Below are 16,867 nucleotides of genomic sequence, written 5' to 3'. Positions count from 1 at the left end.
CATGGGCGGGTCGAAGGACATGGCCGTGATAGTCTACTCAGAGCCGCCAGACGCGAGGTCCGGCGGCTCGGTCGTCGCTCTGCTGTCGCGATCGTGTCGTCGCGGCGTGCGCTTGAGTGCCGCCTTCGCGCGTTCGCGCATGCGCTGAAAGACCACGTATAGCATCGGCACCAGGAAGATCCCGACTGTGCTTGCGGCCAGCATGCCGGCGAACACGGCCGTGCCCACGGCGCGCCGGCTGAGCGCGGCGGCGCCGGTCGCGATCACGAGCGGCAACAGGCCAAGGATGAAGGCGGCCGACGTCATCATGACGGCGCGAAAGCGCATATGAGCGCCCTGGATGGCGGCTTCGTGAAGCGCGACGCCAGCCTCGCGCTGCTCCTTGGCGAATTCGACGATCAGGATGCCATTCTTGGCCGCGAGGGCGATCAGGACCACGAGGCCGATCTGGCCATAGAGGTCGAGATTGAGGCCCGCGAGCTTGATGCCGAGATAGGATCCCAGCACGCCGACGACGACCGAGAGCAGCACGGGAATCGGGATCACCGTGCTCTCATAGAGCGCGACCAGGAACAGATAGGCGAACAGCACTGCGAGCATCAGCACGATGCCGGTCTGGCCCGCGGCCTGCTGCTCCTGATAGGCGGTGCCGGTCCACGCGAAGCTGTAGCCGGACGGCAGCACGTTGTCCGAGATCTGCGCCATCGCGGCGATCGCGGTGCCCGAGGAGATGTTCGGCGCGGGGCTGCCGTTGATGGTCACCGAGCGATAGTTGTTGTAGCGGGTGATGACTTGCGGGCCTGTCACGATCTTGAGCCCGGCCAGTGATCTCAACGGGACCATCTGGCCCGTGCTGTTGCGCACATAGATCCGCCAGATGTCGGAGATGTCGGCCCGGTCGAACGCCTCGCCTTGCAGGTTGACCTGCCAGGTCCTTCCGAACAGGTTGAAGTTGTTCACGTAGATTCCGCCGAGCGTGGCCTGGAGCGCGGTGAAGATGTCGCTGATCGTAACGCCCAGCGCCTGCGCCTTGCGGCGGTCGATGTCGAGGTAAAGCGACGGATTGGTCGCGGTGAACGTGGAGAACACACGTGTGAGCCGGGGATCGGCATTGGCCGCGCCGATCAGCGCGTTGGTGACGCTGGAGATCGCGGCCGGACTCTGTCCCTCCAGCGCTTGCAACTGATATTCGAATCCGCCGCCGGTGGAGAGCCCGATGATCGGCGGCAGGTTGAACGGCAGGACGTTGGCCTGCCGGATCTGTGCTCCGGCCGCAAACATCTTGGCGATGAGCGCCTGTGCGGAATCCGCCGCCGTGTTGCGATCCGCGAACGGCTTCAGCCGCGCCACCACGAGCGCGCTGTTCGGCTCGGAGGCGCCGTCGAGCAGGGAAAACCCGATCACCGCGAGGACGTGGTCGACCGCCGGCATCTGTTTCAGGACGGCCTCGACCTGCCGGGTGACCTCGCTGGTTCGCGCCACCGAGGCGCCATCCGGCAGCTGCACGGAGGTGAAGAAGGCACCCTGATCCTCCTCGGGGAGGAACCCTGTCGGGGTCACGAGCGACAGGCCGAAGATCCCGGCAGCGAAGAGCGCCACCAGCAGGAGCGACAGGGTGGCCATGCGCACCAGCCGGCCAACGGCGCCGCTGTAGCGATCGCGCACCCAGTCAATTCCGCCGAGCACGCGGCCCATGACGCCGCGGCGCGGACCGCTGTGCCGCAACAGCAGCGCGCAGAGCGCCGGGGACAGCGTCAACGCATTCAATGCCGAGATCATCATGGCGGCGCTGATCGTCACCGCGAATTGGCGGAACAGCGTGCCCGAGATGCCGGGAATGAACGCGATCGGCACAAACACCGAGAGCAGCACCAGCGTGATCGCGATGATCGGCGCGGTGATCTGGCTCATTGCCTTCTTGCTGGCTTCGGCCGGGGACAGCTGAGGCTCTTCCGCCATGACGCGCTCGACATTTTCCACCACGACGATGGCGTCATCGACTACGATGCCGATGGCGAGCACCATCGCGAGCAGGGACACCGTATTGGCCGAATAGCCGAACACGAGCAGGACGGCGAAGGTGCCGATGAGGCTGACCGGCACGGCGACGGCCGGAATCGCCGTGGCGCGAAGGCTTCCGAGAAACAGATAGACCACGACCACCACGAGGACAAACGCTTCGCCCAGGGTGCGCAGCACCTCGGCGATGGTATCCCGCACGAAGGTCGTGGAGTCGTATTGCACGAGATAGCTGAGGCCCGGAGGGAACCGGGTCGACAGCCGCTGCATCGTGTCGGCGACCGCGCGCGCCGTGGTGACGGCGTTGGCGCCCGGCGCGAGGTAGATCGCGATCGGAACGGCTGCGCGCCCGTCGATCCGCGCTTCGCTGTCGAGATTCTGCGCGCCCATCTCGACCCGGGCAACGTCACGCACCAGCAGCGAGGATCCATCCGGATTGGCGCGCAGCACGATGCTCGCGAACTGGTCGACGGTCGCCAGCCGGCCCTGGGTCTGGACGTTGAACTGGAATTGCTGGTCGTCGCTGATCGGCCGCGCGCCGATGCGGCCGACGGGAGCCTGGACGCTCTGCGCGCGGATCGCAGCGATCACGTCCGACGGGGTCAGGTTGAGACTGGTCAGCCGCTGCGTGTCGAACCAGATCCGCATCGAGTAATTCATCTTGGCGAACAGGTTCGCCTGGCCGACGCCGGGCGTGCTCGCAATCGCGTCGAGCACGTTGATGATGGCGTAGTTGGTGATGAAGAGCGGGTCCTGCTGGCCGTTCGCGCTGTAGAGCACGAGGAACTGCAGGATCGACGAAGATCGCTTCTGCACCGTCACGCCCTGCTGCTGCACTTCCGTCGGCAATTGCGACTGGGCGCTCTGCACGCGGTTGTTGACGTTGACGGTGTTGATGTCGGGATTGGTGCCGAGCGCGAAGGACACCGTGAGCGTGTAGCTGCCGTCATTGCCGCTGGTCGATTTCATGTAGAGCGCGCGGTCGACGCCGATCACCTGCGCTTCCAGCGGCTGTGCGACGCTGCTCTCCACGACCTCGGCGGAGGCGCCGGGGAACGTTGCGGCGACGGTGACCTGCGGCGGCACGATGTCCGGAAACTGCGCCACCGGAATCTGCGTGAGCGCCAGCGCGCCGGCGATGGTGATGACGAAGGCGATCACCATCGAAAGCCGGGGGCGGTCGATGAAGACGCTCGAAATCATGGGCGGCTGCCGGGGCGCGTCGGAGCGGACGCGCCATGATCGCCCGGCGAAGCCGCGCCGCTCGCCGGAGCCTTCATGCTCGACAGGATCAGCGCGCTCGCCGGCTCGGGAGCGACGGCCTGACCCGGACGGACCCGCTGCAGGCCCTCGGCGATCACCTTCTCGCCGGCTGCAAGCCCGTTGATAACGGAAGCGATGGTCGGCGTCGACTGTCCGAGCTGGATGCGGCGCTGCTCGGCCTTGTTGTCGGCGCCGACCACGAGGACGTAATCGCCGCGCTGGTCGGACAGCACAGCCGAGCGTGGGATCGCCAGCACCTCGACCGGCTGGACGCCTTCGAGCACGACGGTGACGAATTCGCCGTCGGTGAGCTCGTGAACCGTCACGCCTGCGGCTGATGGAGCGCGCAGGATCGGATTGGCGATCTCTCCGCGCACGGTGATCGTATCGGTGTTTTGCGCGATGCTGTTGTCGACGAAATTGAGCTTGCCCGATTGCCCGTACATGCGCCCGTCGGGCAGCCGCAGCCTGATAGTGACCGCTTCGAGGCCGCCTTGCGGGCCGTATCGTTCGCGCAGCTCCAGGCCCTGACGCAGCGGCACCGGAAAGGTGACATACATCGGATCCTGGCTGACGATCGTGGTCAACACGCCCGAGCTTGGACTGACGATGTTGCCTTCCGTCACGGCCGTGCGTCCGATCTTGCCGTCGATCGGCGCGCTGATCACGGTGTAGTCGAGGTTGATCTGGGAAGCCTCGACCTGTGCCTGCGCGGCCTTGACCTGGGCCTCCAGGCTGCGCTGGTTCGCGATCGCTGCGTCGTAGGTCGATTGCTGACCGGCCGGCCCGCCCAGCAGGGTGCGTGCGCGCTCTGTCGTCAGCTTGGCATTCTCCAGCGTTGCCTCGAGCTGTACGACCTGCGCCTGCTTGGACGCTACGTCAGCCTCGAACGGCCCGCGCTCCAGGCGATAGAGCTCATCGCCCTTCTTGATCTCGGCCCCTTCGGTGAACAGCCGCTGCTCCAGGAAGGCGGTGACGCGGGCGGCAATGTTGACCCGATTGACCGCCTCGATCCGGCCGAGAAACTCGGCGGTCTCGGTGATCGGCCGCTGCGTCGCTTCGACGACGCCGACGACAGGTGCCGACGGAGCAGACTGGGCCCGCGCCGCCCCAGTGGCTGCCAGCATCAGCAGGCTTGCCGCTAGCAGCCTGGTCGGGACGTCAGCAAGGTTCATGCTCGCTCCTTGCTCCAGGCTTGAGGCCTGACGGCTCGATCATCGACCGAAAGACAGCGTTAGTCCCGCGCGGTGCGGTCGCTGCGCGCCGGCTCGTCGTAGCCCTTGCGCTGACTGTAGAACATCAGCGCGATCAGGCCGCAGCCGGACACCAGAACGAGGATCGCCGCCACGGCCAGGATGACGTTGCCGTAGGTCGGCATCGCCGGGGTCGATCGCCAGACCGAGAGACAAAACCAGCTCGCCGCCACCAGCAGCGCTGCCAGCACGGCGGCGAGGACCCATTGGCTCTTGTTGCGCACCATGTCCTCCCTCATCTTGGTGTGATCCTCGGGAGGCACCTACCAGCGCCATCCGCAGTGACGGCGGCCGCGATGCCACCAGCAGACCCAGCGGCGCCGCCGGCGCGGTGGCGGCGGGCGACCCCATCCCGGACCCGGCCCCCATCCCGGGCCTGGACCCGGCCCCCATCCTGGCCCCCACTGTGCCTGCGTCACGTCATCCAAGGGCTCGCTGCCACGTCCGGGAGCGGGATCGACCGGCATCGCGTTCGCGACGCTGACGAGGCGAGCGCCGGCGGCGCCGATCGCAGCGGCGGCAAGGGCATTGGTTGCGAAGCCGAGGAAGGCGCGGCGGCTGGAAGCGTCCATTACGTTTTCTCCGTTGTTATGCGGTCGTCCGTGCCGATTGCAGCGCGTAGACCAGCCATGCCAGGCCGTGGGCGATCAGGTCGACGCCGAGCAGGAATCCGAGCGCCCAGGCGCTGATGGTCGGGAAGCCGAACAGGATGAGCACGCCCGCGACGATCGCGAAGGCGCCGGAGATCAGCATCGTCCAGCCGTTCTGCCGCCAATGGGCAAAGCTCAGCATGAATCGGATGACGCCCGATGCGAACAGCACCGCGCCGAGCAAATTGGTCAGGATCAGCGCGCCGGAGGCGGGCTGGGTGAGCAGCAGCAGACCGAAGGCGAGATAGAGCGCGCCGAGCAGGACCTGCCAGAGGAATCCGCCCCATCCCTTGGTCCAGAAGGCGTGCGCAATCTCGAACGCGCCGGCGGCGATGGCGGTCAGCCCAATCAGCTTGACGCTGATGATGGTCGCGAACACGACGTCACCGAGCGCGAGAGCGCCGGCGGCGATCAAGACAATGCCGAGCAGCGCGCAAACCCAGAATGGCGGAGGCCCCAGAGCTTCGATGCGGGAGCGGCTGTCAAACACCGTCATCGCCATCCCTCCAGATCCGAGATGATCGGCACGCTTCGGATGGTAGTGGTGAACCCGCGCCGTCGACATCCGACGAAACCCTGAGCCATGAGCCGGGAATGTGCTGACCTTCGGAGACGGCAGCGCCATCCGGCCTCATTGCAGGAATTGCCTGAAGCGACGAAGGGACAGGACGAACAATACTCCGCCGATTGCCAGCAGCGCGGCGAATTGCGGCCACACCACGGTCAGACCGGCGCCGCGAAACAGGATGGCCTGGGCAAGGATCACGAAATGGGTGTTCGGCGCAGCGAGCATGATGTCCTGGATGATCTCGGGCATGCTCTCCCTCGGGGTCGTGGCCCCCGACAGCATCTGAAGCGGCATCAGCACCAGCATCAGCAGGAGACCGAACTGCGGCATCGTGCCGGCGGACGTGGCGAGAAAGATGCCCATGCAGGTGGTCGCAAAGAGATAGAGCGCCGTTCCGATCAGGAACATCGGGATCGAGCCGTCGATCCGGACCGCCAGCAGGCCCTGAACGATGAAGACAAGCGATATGCTGGCTGCAAGGAACACGACGAGCCCCATCGACCAGATCTTGCTCGCCATGACCTCGAACGGGGTCACCGGCATGACCAGGAGATGTTCGATCGTGCCGTGCTCGCGCTCGCGGATCAGGGCCGCGCCGGTCAGGATGATCGACAGCATCGTGACCGAGGAAATGATGTTGTTGATAGCTCCGAACCAGGTCCTGTTGAGCTCGGGATTGAAGCGTGCGCGGAGCGCCAGATCGATCGGCAGCGGCGCGGCCGAGCGGTAGCGGGACAGGAACTCGCTGACCTCGTCGGTGACGATGGACTGGATGAAGCCGCTTCCGGTGAAGGCCTGCGACATCCGAGTTGCGTCGACATTGAGCTGGACGGCGGGCGATCTCCGCGCCAGAAGGTCGCGCTGGAAATTGGGCGGGATGTTGAGCGCAAAGGTATCGAGCCCCGAATCCATACGGGCCATCATCTCGGATTGCGGGATCAGCCGGGGAATAGTGAAATAGGGCGGGCTGAAGGCCGTGATGATGCGCGTTGCGGCGGGAGATCTGTCCTCGTCGACGATGGCGATCGCGGCCTGGTTGAGGGTCTCCGGTTGTGCGCTGGAGGAGGTATAGATCGAGATCGTGAAGGCATAGACGATCAGTATGAGCATCATGGGATCACGGAGCAGGCCGCGGAGCTCCTTGATACCGAGCTGAATGACATTGCCGATCTGCATCTAGTTTGCCTGCTTCTTGAGAAGCACAGCGCCGAGCGCGAGCAGCACCGGGACCGTGACGGCGAGAGCCACGAAGGGTTCGGACAGATCGCCGAAGTCGAGGCCCTTCGAGAAGGTGCCGCGTGTAATGGTGACGAAGTGGGCAGTCGGATAGATTCGCCCGACGAGGGCGCCCGCGCCCTGGAGCGAGGAGACCGGATCGACCAGTCCCGAATATTGCGTGGCCGGGATCATGGTGAGCAGCGCGGTCGCGAAAATCGCGGCAATCTGGCTTGCCATGAACGACGAGATCACGAGGCCCATCGCAGTCGTGATGATGACGTATAGCAGCGCGGCCGAGGCGAAGGCGGCGAAGCTGCCCGTGAAGGGGACGCGAAAGATGAACACGGCGAAGGCGGTCAACAGCAGGAAATTCAGCATCGCGAGCGCCACATAGGGAAGCTGCTTGCCGATGAGAAATTCCAGCCGCGTCACCGGGGTGACGTAGAAGTTGATGATCGATCCCAGCTCCTTCTCCCGCACGACGCTTAGCGTAGCCAGGATGGCCGGAATGATCAGGAGCAGGATCGGGATCACGGCCGGCGCCATCGCGACGATGCTCCTGATGTCGGGATTGTAGAGGAAACGAACCTCGATCTGGAAATCGCCGGTGGTGCCGGCGCTGCCATGGAGCTGCTGGGCGCGCTGCGCCAGCCAGGTCGTGTGCATCGCCTGCACGTAGCCGCGCACCGTCTCGGCACGAGACGGCATTGCGCCGTCGACCCACGCGCCGATCTTGACGTTGCTGCCACGGGCGACGTCGCGGCCGAATCCGGGCGGAATCTCGATCGCAAGACTGAGCTCGCCGCTGCGCATGCGGCGATCGAGATCATCATAGTCGGTGATCGGCGCAAGTTCGGTGAAATAGCGTGAACCTGCGATCTGGAGCACGTAGTCGCGGCTGGTCGTGCTGTCGTCGCGGTCCATGACGGCGAAAGAGAGGTTCTCGACGTCCATGTTGATGCCGTAGCCCATCACGAACATCAGGATCAGGCTGCCGAGGATCGCAAGCGTGGCGCGGATCGGATCGCGCCTGAGCTCGAGCGCCTCGCGCTGGGTGTAGGCGAACATGCGGCGCGGATCGAAGACGTGCAAGGCGCCGTGCGCCTTCGCGGCAGTCTTGCCGGTGATTTGCGGCGCCGGCGATGCCCCGGCCGGATTCGTTGCCGCGATAGCGTCCTCCAGATAGGCCACGAAGGCCTGTTCGAGATTGCCGCCGCCGCGCCGGGCGGCAATTCCCGCCGGCGTGTCGCTGATCATCACTTTGCCGGCGTGCATCAGCGAGATGCGATCGCAGCGTTCCGCCTCGTTCATGAAATGGGTGGAGACGAAGATCGTGACATTGTCGTGCCGCGAGAGATCGGACAGGATTTGCCAGAAGCCATCGCGTGCGATCGGATCGACGCCGGAGGTCGGCTCGTCCAGGATCAGGATATCGGGCGCGTGGATCATGGCGACGGCAAGCGACAGGCGCTGGCGGACGCCGAGCGGCAGAGCGTCGGGCAGGGCGTCGATGACCCCGGCGAGATCGAAGCGCTCGACCATCTCGCGGACCCGGTTGCCGATCGTATCCGGCGCGAGCCGAAACAGGCGCGCGTGCAGCTCCAGGTTCTGACGGACGGTCAGCTCGCTATAGAGCGAGAAGGCCTGCGACATGTAGCCGACGCGGCGCCGGACATCCATGTCCCTGGGGTCGACCTCGTGTCCGAACAGCCGCGCTTCACCTTCGCTTGCCGGCAGCAGCCCGGTGAGCACCTTCATGGTCGTGGTCTTGCCGCAGCCGTTGGAGCCGAGGAAGCCGAAGATCTCGCCGCGGGCGATACGAAAGCTCACATGATCGACCGCAGTGAAATCGCCGAACCTGACCGTGAGCTGCTCGGCTTCGATCGCGATGTCCTCGCCCTGGTCGCTCGCGCGAGGCGGGATGACCACCTCTCTGTGGGCCCGACGTTGCTCCTCCGGGAGCAGGGCGATGAAGGCGGCGTCGAGAGTGTCGGTATCTGTCTGTTGCAGCAGCTCGGACGGCGTGCCGGTTGCGAGCACCCGCCCGTCGTCCATCGCGACAAGCCAGTCGAACCGCGCCGCTTCCTCCATATAGGCGGTGGCGACGATGACGCTCATGCCGGGGCGATCTTTCCGAATGCCCTCGATCAGCTCCCAGAACTGGCGCCGCGAGAGTGGATCGACACCGGTGGTCGGCTCATCGAGGATCAGCAGGTCTGGGTCGTGGATCAGCGCGCAGCACAGGCCAAGCTTCTGCTTCATGCCGCCGGACAGCTTCCCCGCCGGCCGGTCGGTGAACGGCGCAAGGCCGGTATCCCGCAGGAGCTGGCCTATTCGCTCCTCGCGCTCGTGCCGATCGTGACCGAACAGACGCCCGAAGAAGTCGACATTCTCGAACACGGAGAGCGTCGGGTAGAGGTTCTTGCCGAGACCTTGCGGCATGTAGGCGATTTGCGGGCAGGTCTGTCGCCGGTGAGCGGCATCGGCCATGTCGCCGCCAAGCACGAGAACACGGCCTTGCTGGATCGCGCGCGCTCCTGCGACGAGCGACAGCAGGCTCGACTTGCCGACGCCGTCGGGGCCGATCAGGCCGACCATGCGTGCCGGCGGAATCTCGAGCGTGATGCCGTCGAGCGCGCGCGTCGTACCGTAGGACAGCCCGACCGCTTCGAGGCGTATCACCGGAGGCGGATCGGGCGCGTCGCTCATTTGACCAGATTTTCCGTAAGCTGCGCCGGCCATTCGGCCTTTTGATCAAGGCGAACGAAGGCGCGGCCGGGAAGCCCGGTCTTGACCTGCTCGATGTTCCTCCGCAGCAGATCCGGCGGAATGTGCGCCCTGACCCGGAACATCAGCTTCTCACGTTCCACCTCGGTTTCGACCGTCTTCGGCGTGAATTGAGCGACGCTGGCGACGAACGTCGCTCTGGCGGGAATGACCCATTGCGGCGCGGCGTCGAGGACGAGCCGGACCTCCGAACCGATCGCGACACGGCCAGCCTGGGCCGTCGGCAGGAAGAAGGTCATGAAGACGTCGCCGAGATCGACGAGATTGAGCACGCGTCCACCGGCGCTGAGAACCTCGCCGGGCTGGGCCACGCGGAACTGGACGCGTCCGTCACGTGGTGCGCGAAGCGTCGAGTCGTTCAGATCGGCCTTGATGCTCTCGATGGAGGCTTTCGCCGCCTCGACCGCAGCCTCCGCATCGACCACTTGCGCCTCGGCCGCACCGATGGCGGCTTCCGAGCCTGCAAGCTGGGCCTCCGCCGCCGCGACGGCTGCGCGTGCGCCGTTGGCGGTCGCCCGGTCGTCGTCGAGCACCTGCTGGGACACGGCACTGGTCCTGATCAGCTGTTCGGAGCGCTGGAGCCTCCGGTCGGCTGCATCGTACTCCGCGCTGCGCTGCGCGATCACCGCGGTCGCCGTTTTCTTCTCGGCCTCACGTTGGGTGACAAGGCTTTTGGCCGTCTCGATTCCGATCGTGGCACGTCGCAGCTGGGCCTGTGCCTGGCGAGCCTGCGCCTCGAGCTGCACCGTATCCATCTGCGCCAGCGCCTGTCCCGCCGAGACCAGATCGCCTTCGCGCACCAGGATGTCGCGAATGCGCCCCGGTGTCTTGGTGGCGATATCGATCTCGACCGCCTCGATGCGGCCGTTGCCACTGGCGAATCCGCTTGGAAGACCATCGCCCCCAAGCGCCTGCCAAGCGAAGTAGCCGCCGACGCAGAGTGCGACGGCAACGAGCGCGATCAGCCAGCGTTTTCGATTAGGTGTCATGACCCGGGCTGCTTTGTCGCGCAACGGGGTGGAAATGGTCGCATCCGCTCCGTCGATGCTGCGCGGGATCGCGGGCGCGATTCATCCTCGCCCCCGCGGTCCAAGCGTCAGATTGGTCACGCCGGCGGCAAGGTTCAGCCCGATCGACCGTTCGATCGACAACGGCTGAAGCATGACGCTCCGGCGAGAGCCGCCGATGAGGACGTTGGCGCCGAGGCCAGGACCCAACGCGACATTGCCGCTTGCACCGACATATTGGCCGCGCAAGGTACCGGGACCGATCCGCGAGTTCCTGGCGAACACGACCCAGGACAGGGTGCCGGCGCTGGTTACGCCGATGTCCAGGCCGACGCGCCTGATCCGTCCCTCGTAGATATATGTCCGCTGCGGGTGCCGTCTGTGGAACGTGCAGCGCAGCGATTGCGCCGATCCGAGCACCAGTCCGACACGCGGCGTCGACCAGCACAACAGCCTGCCGACCCGAAACGCTTCGGCCTGCGCGGGTGGTGCGACACCGCAAGACCATGTCAACGCAGCGATGGCTGCAAGATGCCGAAATTTGTGCATTCAATCCTCCGCCTGGTTGCTCGTTCGCGTGGCGACGTGCGGCGGCCTGCGGTCCTGGCGCACCCAGAACGAGATGGCGAGTCCGATGAGCAGCACGGCGCCCAGCAGGAAAAAGAAGATGGATTGCTTCAGCCAGGAGATCGCCGGCACGGCCGCGCCCATCGCAAGGCCAAGAAAGCTGATCTGCACCGACAGCAGGCTCACGCCCGCAAGGAACGTGCCGAGCGCGAGCAAGGTCAGCAGGACGAGGCCGGTTGCCGGCGTGGGCAGCAATTGCTGGACGCCGGAAATGAGCATGATGTTCATCGTGACCAGGACGGCGATCCAGTGCAGCGCCTGTGTCCAGATCAGGCGGAGCTGGTTGTCCCTGCCATCGACCTCCGGCCATTTGGTCACGACGCAGACGACGCCGATGGCGAGCGCCAGGAATTCCCAATAGCCGGTCAAAGGCTGGTGCGAGACGTTGGTATAGGCGACGCCCGCGATGGCGAGCAGCAGCGCAACCAGATAAGGTAGCTGCTGCCACATGAATTGAGCCGTCCCCGATCGCGTCGGGGCGGTCTCGTGGAGATCGCTTTGCTGCGCGTCAATTCCGCTCATGACTGATCGCTCGCAATCGTTGCCGGCCTCGGATCGTCGCCAAGATAGTCCTCGACATAGAACCTGATGATAGCGACCCGGCCGATGGCGACGAGAGGCATCGCGAGCGCGATGCCGAGGACACCGAACAGGGAGCCGAGGAGGACGATCGCGACCAACGTCCAGGCCGGCGGGATTTCGACCGCCTGGCGCTGGATCAGCGGGCCGATCACATAGCCCTCGATCGACTGGATGATGGTGTAGATCACGACGGCCCAGATCAGCAGCGATGCGCCGAGCGGCATTGCCACAAGCGCGATCGGGATCGCGGCAACGATCGGCCCGAGATAGGGAATGAAGTTCGACAGGCCTGCCTGAAGCCCCAGCACGAAGGGACCGGGCAGCCCAATGAGATAGAGCGCGATCCAGACGCACAACGTCATCAGGACGATGCGAACCAGTTGGCCGACGAACCACAGCCGCATGATGCCGCCCATCTCATCCATCACGGCGCGCGCACGGGCGCGGTATGAGTGCTTGACCAGCATGACCACGCTTTCGCGATGGCCGGTGGGATCGAAGGCGAAAAGGATGCCGAGGAACAGGATCACGAGCACCGCGGAGAGGAAGCTCGATGCTCCGCCGAGCAGAAACTGGGCGTGGCTGAAGAACCGGCCCTGATCGGCGAACAGCCATTGAGCGAAGTCGCGGCCCCATTCCGGGCCGAGCAGGTCCACGCCATATGACAGCAAGTGCTCCTGGAGCACGTCGACCTGGGCATCCATGACTTTGAGCAGCAGGCGCGTCTGTTCCGGCAACTTGCCCGCGCCCCAGGCCATTCCAAAGCCTGATAGCGCGGATAGCAGCAGAAGCACGAGCGTCAGGCGCCAGGCGCGGCTGATCGGAACGATCGAAGCCAGCGCTCGCGCCGCGGCGTCGAGCAAGGCCGCGAACAGCACGCCGGCGAAGACGATGAGCAGGCTGGAGACCGTCTGCCATATCAGGAACAGGGCGACGCCCGTGGCGAGCAGGGAGAGGCCGACGGCGAGCATGCTTCTTGGCGGCTCGGCGCTGTCCGGCCGTTCGGCAGCGGTCAGCACGACCTCGCGGAATCGATCTGGTCCCATCCTGGAATCGCTCATCGCTCGATCCATCGCCAGGCATCTCCGGCGCAATGCCGCTGCCGGCCGTGGGGCGCCTCCGCAGTGGCCTCAGGTACGAACGCGACGGCTGCCATAATGCGGGTGCCGGCCGCCGCGATGACGCCAGTAGCGGTGCTTGACCGGGTTGGTGTTGGTGTTGGGGACTGCCTCCTTCGGCGCAGCCGCACCTGTCTGCGCTGGTGCCGCCGCGCCGGTGTCCTTCGGTTGCGCGATCGAGAGGGATGGCAGGGCAAGGGCCACCAATCCGGCCAGAACCAGGCCGCGACCAATGGCGTGAATGTTCATGCCCGCCTCCATGCGCTCAGGGGACCACGGCTCGGATCGAGACGGCTCCGAGGGCAGGCAATCTTAGAAGTGCGCGTGGTGTGCGCACATCGGGGATTCTCTGTAGGCGGCGAGGGCAGGAAATCGGCCGGCGCGATGGACGCGCAACTCCGTAAAAGCGCCGCGGCTAAAGAGGCGCTGCCCTGGCGCTCACGAACAGGAAGCTGGGGCTGGCCGCCCGGCAACGAGCACGACGCTGCCGCGGAAGAACTCGCCGGCCCTGGCGAGTTCGGTGGCAAAATGCCGGGCATGCCGGACGGCCGCATCCTGATCGATGCAGTCGTGTCCGATGCCATCGGGACAGACACCGTATTTGTCGGCGATGTGAAAGAAGAAGCGCATGCCCCGGACTAGGGCAGACGGGGCGCTGGCTTCCAAGTGACAAAGGCGTAAGGCGCCTACGCCGAAAGGCTTAGGCGCCATGGCCTTGCGGATCGGTAACGTGAGCGTGGCGGTGGCTGCTTGGCCCTTCGCCGGTTGCAGCGCGCGCGGGTGGTTACCGCCAGCACCAATAGGGTGATTGGCCGATGTCGCTCCGCCGGTACGAACGTTAGCGTCGCTGTCCTCTGTGAGATCCAGAGGAGGCCAACCATGTCCAATTTCGACCAGAACCTGACCAATCCGCAGGCGAGCGGCAGTGCGAGCGCGGTGGACGCCGGATTGCACGACTATATGCTGCGGATTTACGGCTATATGGCCGGCGGCGTCGGCTTGACCGCGCTCGTCGCCTGGCTGACCTACGAGATTACCGGTCCCGCGCTGCTCCAGAGCCCGTTGATGTGGCTGTTCATCCTGGCGCCGCTCGCATTGGTGTTCTTCATCGGCTCGCGCATCAATACGCTGTCGGTGTCGACGGCGCGGCTGCTGTTCTTCATCTATGCAGCCCTGATCGGTATTTCGCTCTCGATCTTGCTGCACATGTATACCAGCTCGTCGATCGCCCGCGTGTTTTTCGTCGCGGCGGCGAGTTTCGGCGCGCTCAGCATGTTCGGCTACACGACGCGGCGCGATCTCTCCGGCCTCGGCACCTTCCTGTTCATGGGGCTGATCGGAATCATCATTGCGAGCCTGGTCAACCTGTTTCTGTCGTCGAGCACGCTCGATTGGCTGATCTCGATCGTGGGCGTCGGCGTGTTTGCCGGCCTCACGGCCTACGATACGCAGCGGATCAAGGCGATGTACGACAGCGCCGATGACCATACCTCCGCGGGGCGCAAGTCCGTCATCGGAGCGCTGTCGCTCTACCTCAATTTCCTGAACCTGTTCCTGATGCTGCTGCGCCTTGCCGGCGGAAGGCGCTGAGACGAGCAGGGCGGCGGCTCAGGCCGCCGGCCGCTCCACGGCGCTCTCGAGGGCATCGCGCAGGATCTTTTCCTTGGTCTCGTCGAGCGAGGTCTTGAGCACGACGCCGCCGGCGTCCTTGATCTCCTTGATCACCTTGTCCGCGGTCATGTGCTTGATCAGCACGAACAGGGCCGCGTTGCCGGACTTAAGGTTGGCGGACAGGCTCTTCATGAAGGCATCGTCGATGCCGAAGTCGGAAAGCGCGCCGCCAAGCGCGCCCGAAGCCGCGCCTACCGCGACACCGAGGATCGGATTGAGGAAGAGCACGCCGATGAGCAGACCCCAGAAGCTTCCCGTCATCGCGCCCATGGCGGTCGTGTTGACGAGCTGATTGAGCTTGATGCCGCCCGAATCCGTCTTCACCGCGATCACGGCGTCGCTGATGGTGATCAGATATTCCTTTTGCAGCTTCAGCAGTCGCTGACGCACTTCCTCGGCTTTCGCTTCGGACGGATACACGATCGCGACAAGATCCGACATGGGAGACCTCCCGTTAGGTCGAAAGACAGGCACCGGAACAGCCCGCCCGACCTTATCGCGCAAGCGTCGCTTTCGGGATCGGACGAAACCCTCGACACCGTGGATGAATGTCCCGATGGGCAAGCTCGCACTCGGCGCGAATTTCGCACGCGGAACCTCGGTTCGAAAAATCCGCATATGCTGCTATTTACTCGTTCCTGACCGGACCCGCGGCGCCGCCTACGATCGACGTGGCACAAGTTGCATATTCGTGCGTTGCAGAGCGGGCGTCACGAATTCGAGATTTTATTCCCATTGCAATGCTACTTGATGGTGTGAGCGCTGTTCGGGGTGTATAGTCGGTTGGCTCCAGGGCGGCGGACCTTCCGGAGCCGGATTGTGGATGTTTGGCGGGCGGGGGCCCACGACTGCTTTCGGTGCCGAAAAGGCGCCTGAATAGAGTGAGTGCGTACCGTGAAACTACATGGCCGTCCCCCCACAGAGTTGCATCGTACCAGCCTCGGGAGCTGGCCGCGAATAGGTTCGGACGATTCGATCGAGGCGCTCCATTGGAAGTTTTCGAGGGATCTTCTCTTCGTCGTTCGCCCGATCTTTGAGGGGCGGTTCGCCTATGAGGCGATCAATCCCGAGTTCGAATCTCATCTCGGCCTCTCGTCAAAGGACGTCCGCGACATGGATGTCTTCGATTGCATGAGCGGAGACGATGCCAGAGCCGTCTGCGAGACGCTTCGGGCGTGTCTCGCCGAAGGTGCCGAGATACGGATCCGGCAGCGTCTCGCGCTCGGCGGCTCGCCCCGGAACATCGAAACGACCGTGGTGCCGGTCGTCGATCCATCGGTCGGCGGCGTGGTCGGACTGATCGGCAGCCATCGTTCCATACGCAACGGCCCCCGCGAGAGCGTCATCGAACGCGACGACGGCCTCGCCATGGACGTCGGCCTGTTGTCCATCCAGGAAGGCATCCAGCAACGGATCGCGTCAGACCTCCACGATTCGACCTGTCAGCATTTGATTGCCGCCAGCCTTGGCTTGATGCGGGTCCGGAGCCATCTCGGCGAGACGGCCTCGGCAGGGCAGCTTTGCGACGACATCGATACGTCGATTGACGAAGCTCTCCGCGAGATCCGCGCCTTTGCCTATCTGCTGCATCCCCGGAATCTGGCGGGAGAGGGCCTGAAGGCCACCATTGAACGATACGCGGAAGGATTTGCGGCGCGCACGTCGTTGCGGGTGACGGTCGACATCGTGCCGGAGGTCGATCGGTTGCTCTACGAAACCAAGCGCTCGTTGCTGCGCGTCGTCCAGGAGGCCCTGACCAACGTTTTCCGTCACGCGAAGGCGACGGAGGTGGCGATTGTCATCGACGCGACCAATGATTGGTTCCACTTGACGGTCCGCGACAACGGACGCGGCCTCCCGGTAGAGCCCGGCCGGCGCGGCACCAGGACAGCATCGATCGGGGTCGGAATTCCGGCGATGCGAGCACGGCTGCACGAGATTGGCGGCACGCTCGACATCCATCCCAATCGGGCAGCGCCGCAATCCGGCACGGTCTTGTACGCAGCGTTTCCGTATGCCCTGGCGGCAATGCGAGACAATCGGCGAAGAGACACGACAACGACGCGGGCCCGCGCAGGCAGACGGTCAAAGAGAGAACACTAGC

Annotated in this window: 15 protein-coding genes; 2 read left to right on the top strand and 13 right to left on the bottom strand. The window is 64.9% G+C overall.

The genetic code is table 11. The features are described from left to right. Nucleotides 1-33: 33 nt before the first annotated feature. The 12 genes from BRAGE_RS49060 to BRAGE_RS57920 all read right to left on the bottom strand — a co-directional run bounded on the left by BRAGE_RS49060 (nucleotide 34) and on the right by BRAGE_RS57920 (nucleotide 13,722). Complete coding sequence (locus tag BRAGE_RS49060; protein WP_051377980.1) at nucleotides 34-3,222, bottom strand: efflux RND transporter permease subunit; 3,189 nt, start codon at nucleotides 3,220-3,222, stop codon at nucleotides 34-36. Further along, the gene (locus BRAGE_RS0121780) at nucleotides 3,219-4,457 is read right to left on the bottom strand and encodes an efflux RND transporter periplasmic adaptor subunit (protein ID WP_035729959.1); all 1,239 of its coding nucleotides are present in this window, start codon (nucleotides 4,455-4,457) and stop codon (nucleotides 3,219-3,221) included. Before BRAGE_RS0121780 ends, BRAGE_RS49060 begins: the two co-directional genes overlap by 4 nt. Before the next feature lie 59 nt (nucleotides 4,458-4,516). Then, nucleotides 4,517-4,774: a hypothetical protein gene (locus BRAGE_RS0121775; protein ID WP_027559060.1), complete on the bottom strand. Its 258-nt coding sequence runs from the start codon at nucleotides 4,772-4,774 to the stop codon at nucleotides 4,517-4,519. Nucleotides 4,775-5,123: 349 nt separating this feature from the next. Further along, nucleotides 5,124-5,681: an HdeD family acid-resistance protein gene (locus tag BRAGE_RS0121770; protein WP_027559061.1), complete on the bottom strand. Its 558-nt coding sequence runs from the start codon at nucleotides 5,679-5,681 to the stop codon at nucleotides 5,124-5,126. 135 nt (nucleotides 5,682-5,816) lie between these two features. Beyond that, the gene (locus BRAGE_RS0121765; RefSeq protein ID WP_027559062.1) at nucleotides 5,817-6,929 is read right to left on the bottom strand and encodes an ABC transporter permease; all 1,113 of its coding nucleotides are present in this window, start codon (nucleotides 6,927-6,929) and stop codon (nucleotides 5,817-5,819) included. Next, nucleotides 6,930-9,680 (bottom strand): ribosome-associated ATPase/putative transporter RbbA, encoded by a 2,751-nt coding sequence (gene rbbA / locus BRAGE_RS0121760; RefSeq protein WP_027559063.1) that lies wholly within the window; start codon nucleotides 9,678-9,680, stop codon nucleotides 6,930-6,932. It abuts the gene before it with no gap. Next, nucleotides 9,677-10,747, bottom strand: a complete 1,071-nt coding sequence (locus BRAGE_RS0121755; protein ID WP_027559064.1) for an HlyD family secretion protein — start codon at nucleotides 10,745-10,747, stop codon at nucleotides 9,677-9,679. The genes rbbA and BRAGE_RS0121755 overlap by 4 nt, the downstream gene beginning before the upstream one ends. Before the next feature lie 81 nt (nucleotides 10,748-10,828). Continuing rightward, nucleotides 10,829-11,314, bottom strand: coding sequence for a DUF992 domain-containing protein (locus BRAGE_RS0121750; RefSeq protein WP_027559065.1), 486 nt, complete (start codon nucleotides 11,312-11,314; stop codon nucleotides 10,829-10,831). After that, the gene (locus BRAGE_RS0121745; RefSeq protein WP_027559066.1) at nucleotides 11,315-11,914 is read right to left on the bottom strand and encodes a hypothetical protein; all 600 of its coding nucleotides are present in this window, start codon (nucleotides 11,912-11,914) and stop codon (nucleotides 11,315-11,317) included. Continuing rightward, nucleotides 11,911-13,035: an AI-2E family transporter gene (locus BRAGE_RS0121740; RefSeq protein ID WP_027559067.1), complete on the bottom strand. Its 1,125-nt coding sequence runs from the start codon at nucleotides 13,033-13,035 to the stop codon at nucleotides 11,911-11,913. The genes BRAGE_RS0121745 and BRAGE_RS0121740 overlap by 4 nt, the downstream gene beginning before the upstream one ends. A 69-nt stretch (nucleotides 13,036-13,104) precedes the next feature. Continuing rightward, complete coding sequence (locus tag BRAGE_RS0121735) at nucleotides 13,105-13,341, bottom strand: hypothetical protein (protein ID WP_027559068.1); 237 nt, start codon at nucleotides 13,339-13,341, stop codon at nucleotides 13,105-13,107. A gap of 189 nt (nucleotides 13,342-13,530) precedes the next feature. Then, the gene (locus tag BRAGE_RS57920; protein ID WP_084334272.1) at nucleotides 13,531-13,722 is read right to left on the bottom strand and encodes a DUF6894 family protein; all 192 of its coding nucleotides are present in this window, start codon (nucleotides 13,720-13,722) and stop codon (nucleotides 13,531-13,533) included. A gap of 249 nt (nucleotides 13,723-13,971) precedes the next feature. Between BRAGE_RS57920 and BRAGE_RS0121725 the strand changes: the two genes are divergently transcribed. Then, nucleotides 13,972-14,682, top strand: coding sequence for a Bax inhibitor-1/YccA family protein (locus BRAGE_RS0121725; protein ID WP_027559070.1), 711 nt, complete (start codon nucleotides 13,972-13,974; stop codon nucleotides 14,680-14,682). Between the two features lie 18 nt (nucleotides 14,683-14,700). Here BRAGE_RS0121725 and BRAGE_RS0121720 read toward each other — a convergent pair whose 3' ends face one another. Next, complete coding sequence (locus BRAGE_RS0121720; protein ID WP_027559071.1) at nucleotides 14,701-15,204, bottom strand: DUF1269 domain-containing protein; 504 nt, start codon at nucleotides 15,202-15,204, stop codon at nucleotides 14,701-14,703. A 444-nt stretch (nucleotides 15,205-15,648) separates the two neighbouring features. Between BRAGE_RS0121720 and BRAGE_RS0121715 the strand changes: the two genes are divergently transcribed. After that, nucleotides 15,649-16,866, top strand: coding sequence for an ATP-binding protein (locus BRAGE_RS0121715; protein ID WP_027559072.1), 1,218 nt, complete (start codon nucleotides 15,649-15,651; stop codon nucleotides 16,864-16,866). Nucleotide 16,867 lies beyond the last annotated feature (1 nt).

The organism is Bradyrhizobium genosp. SA-4 str. CB756, from assembly GCF_000473125.1.
Lineage (GTDB): Bacteria > Pseudomonadota > Alphaproteobacteria > Rhizobiales > Xanthobacteraceae > Bradyrhizobium > Bradyrhizobium arachidis.
The sequence above is the reverse complement of the archived record's forward strand: the minus strand, read 5'-3'. Positions and strand labels throughout refer to the sequence as shown.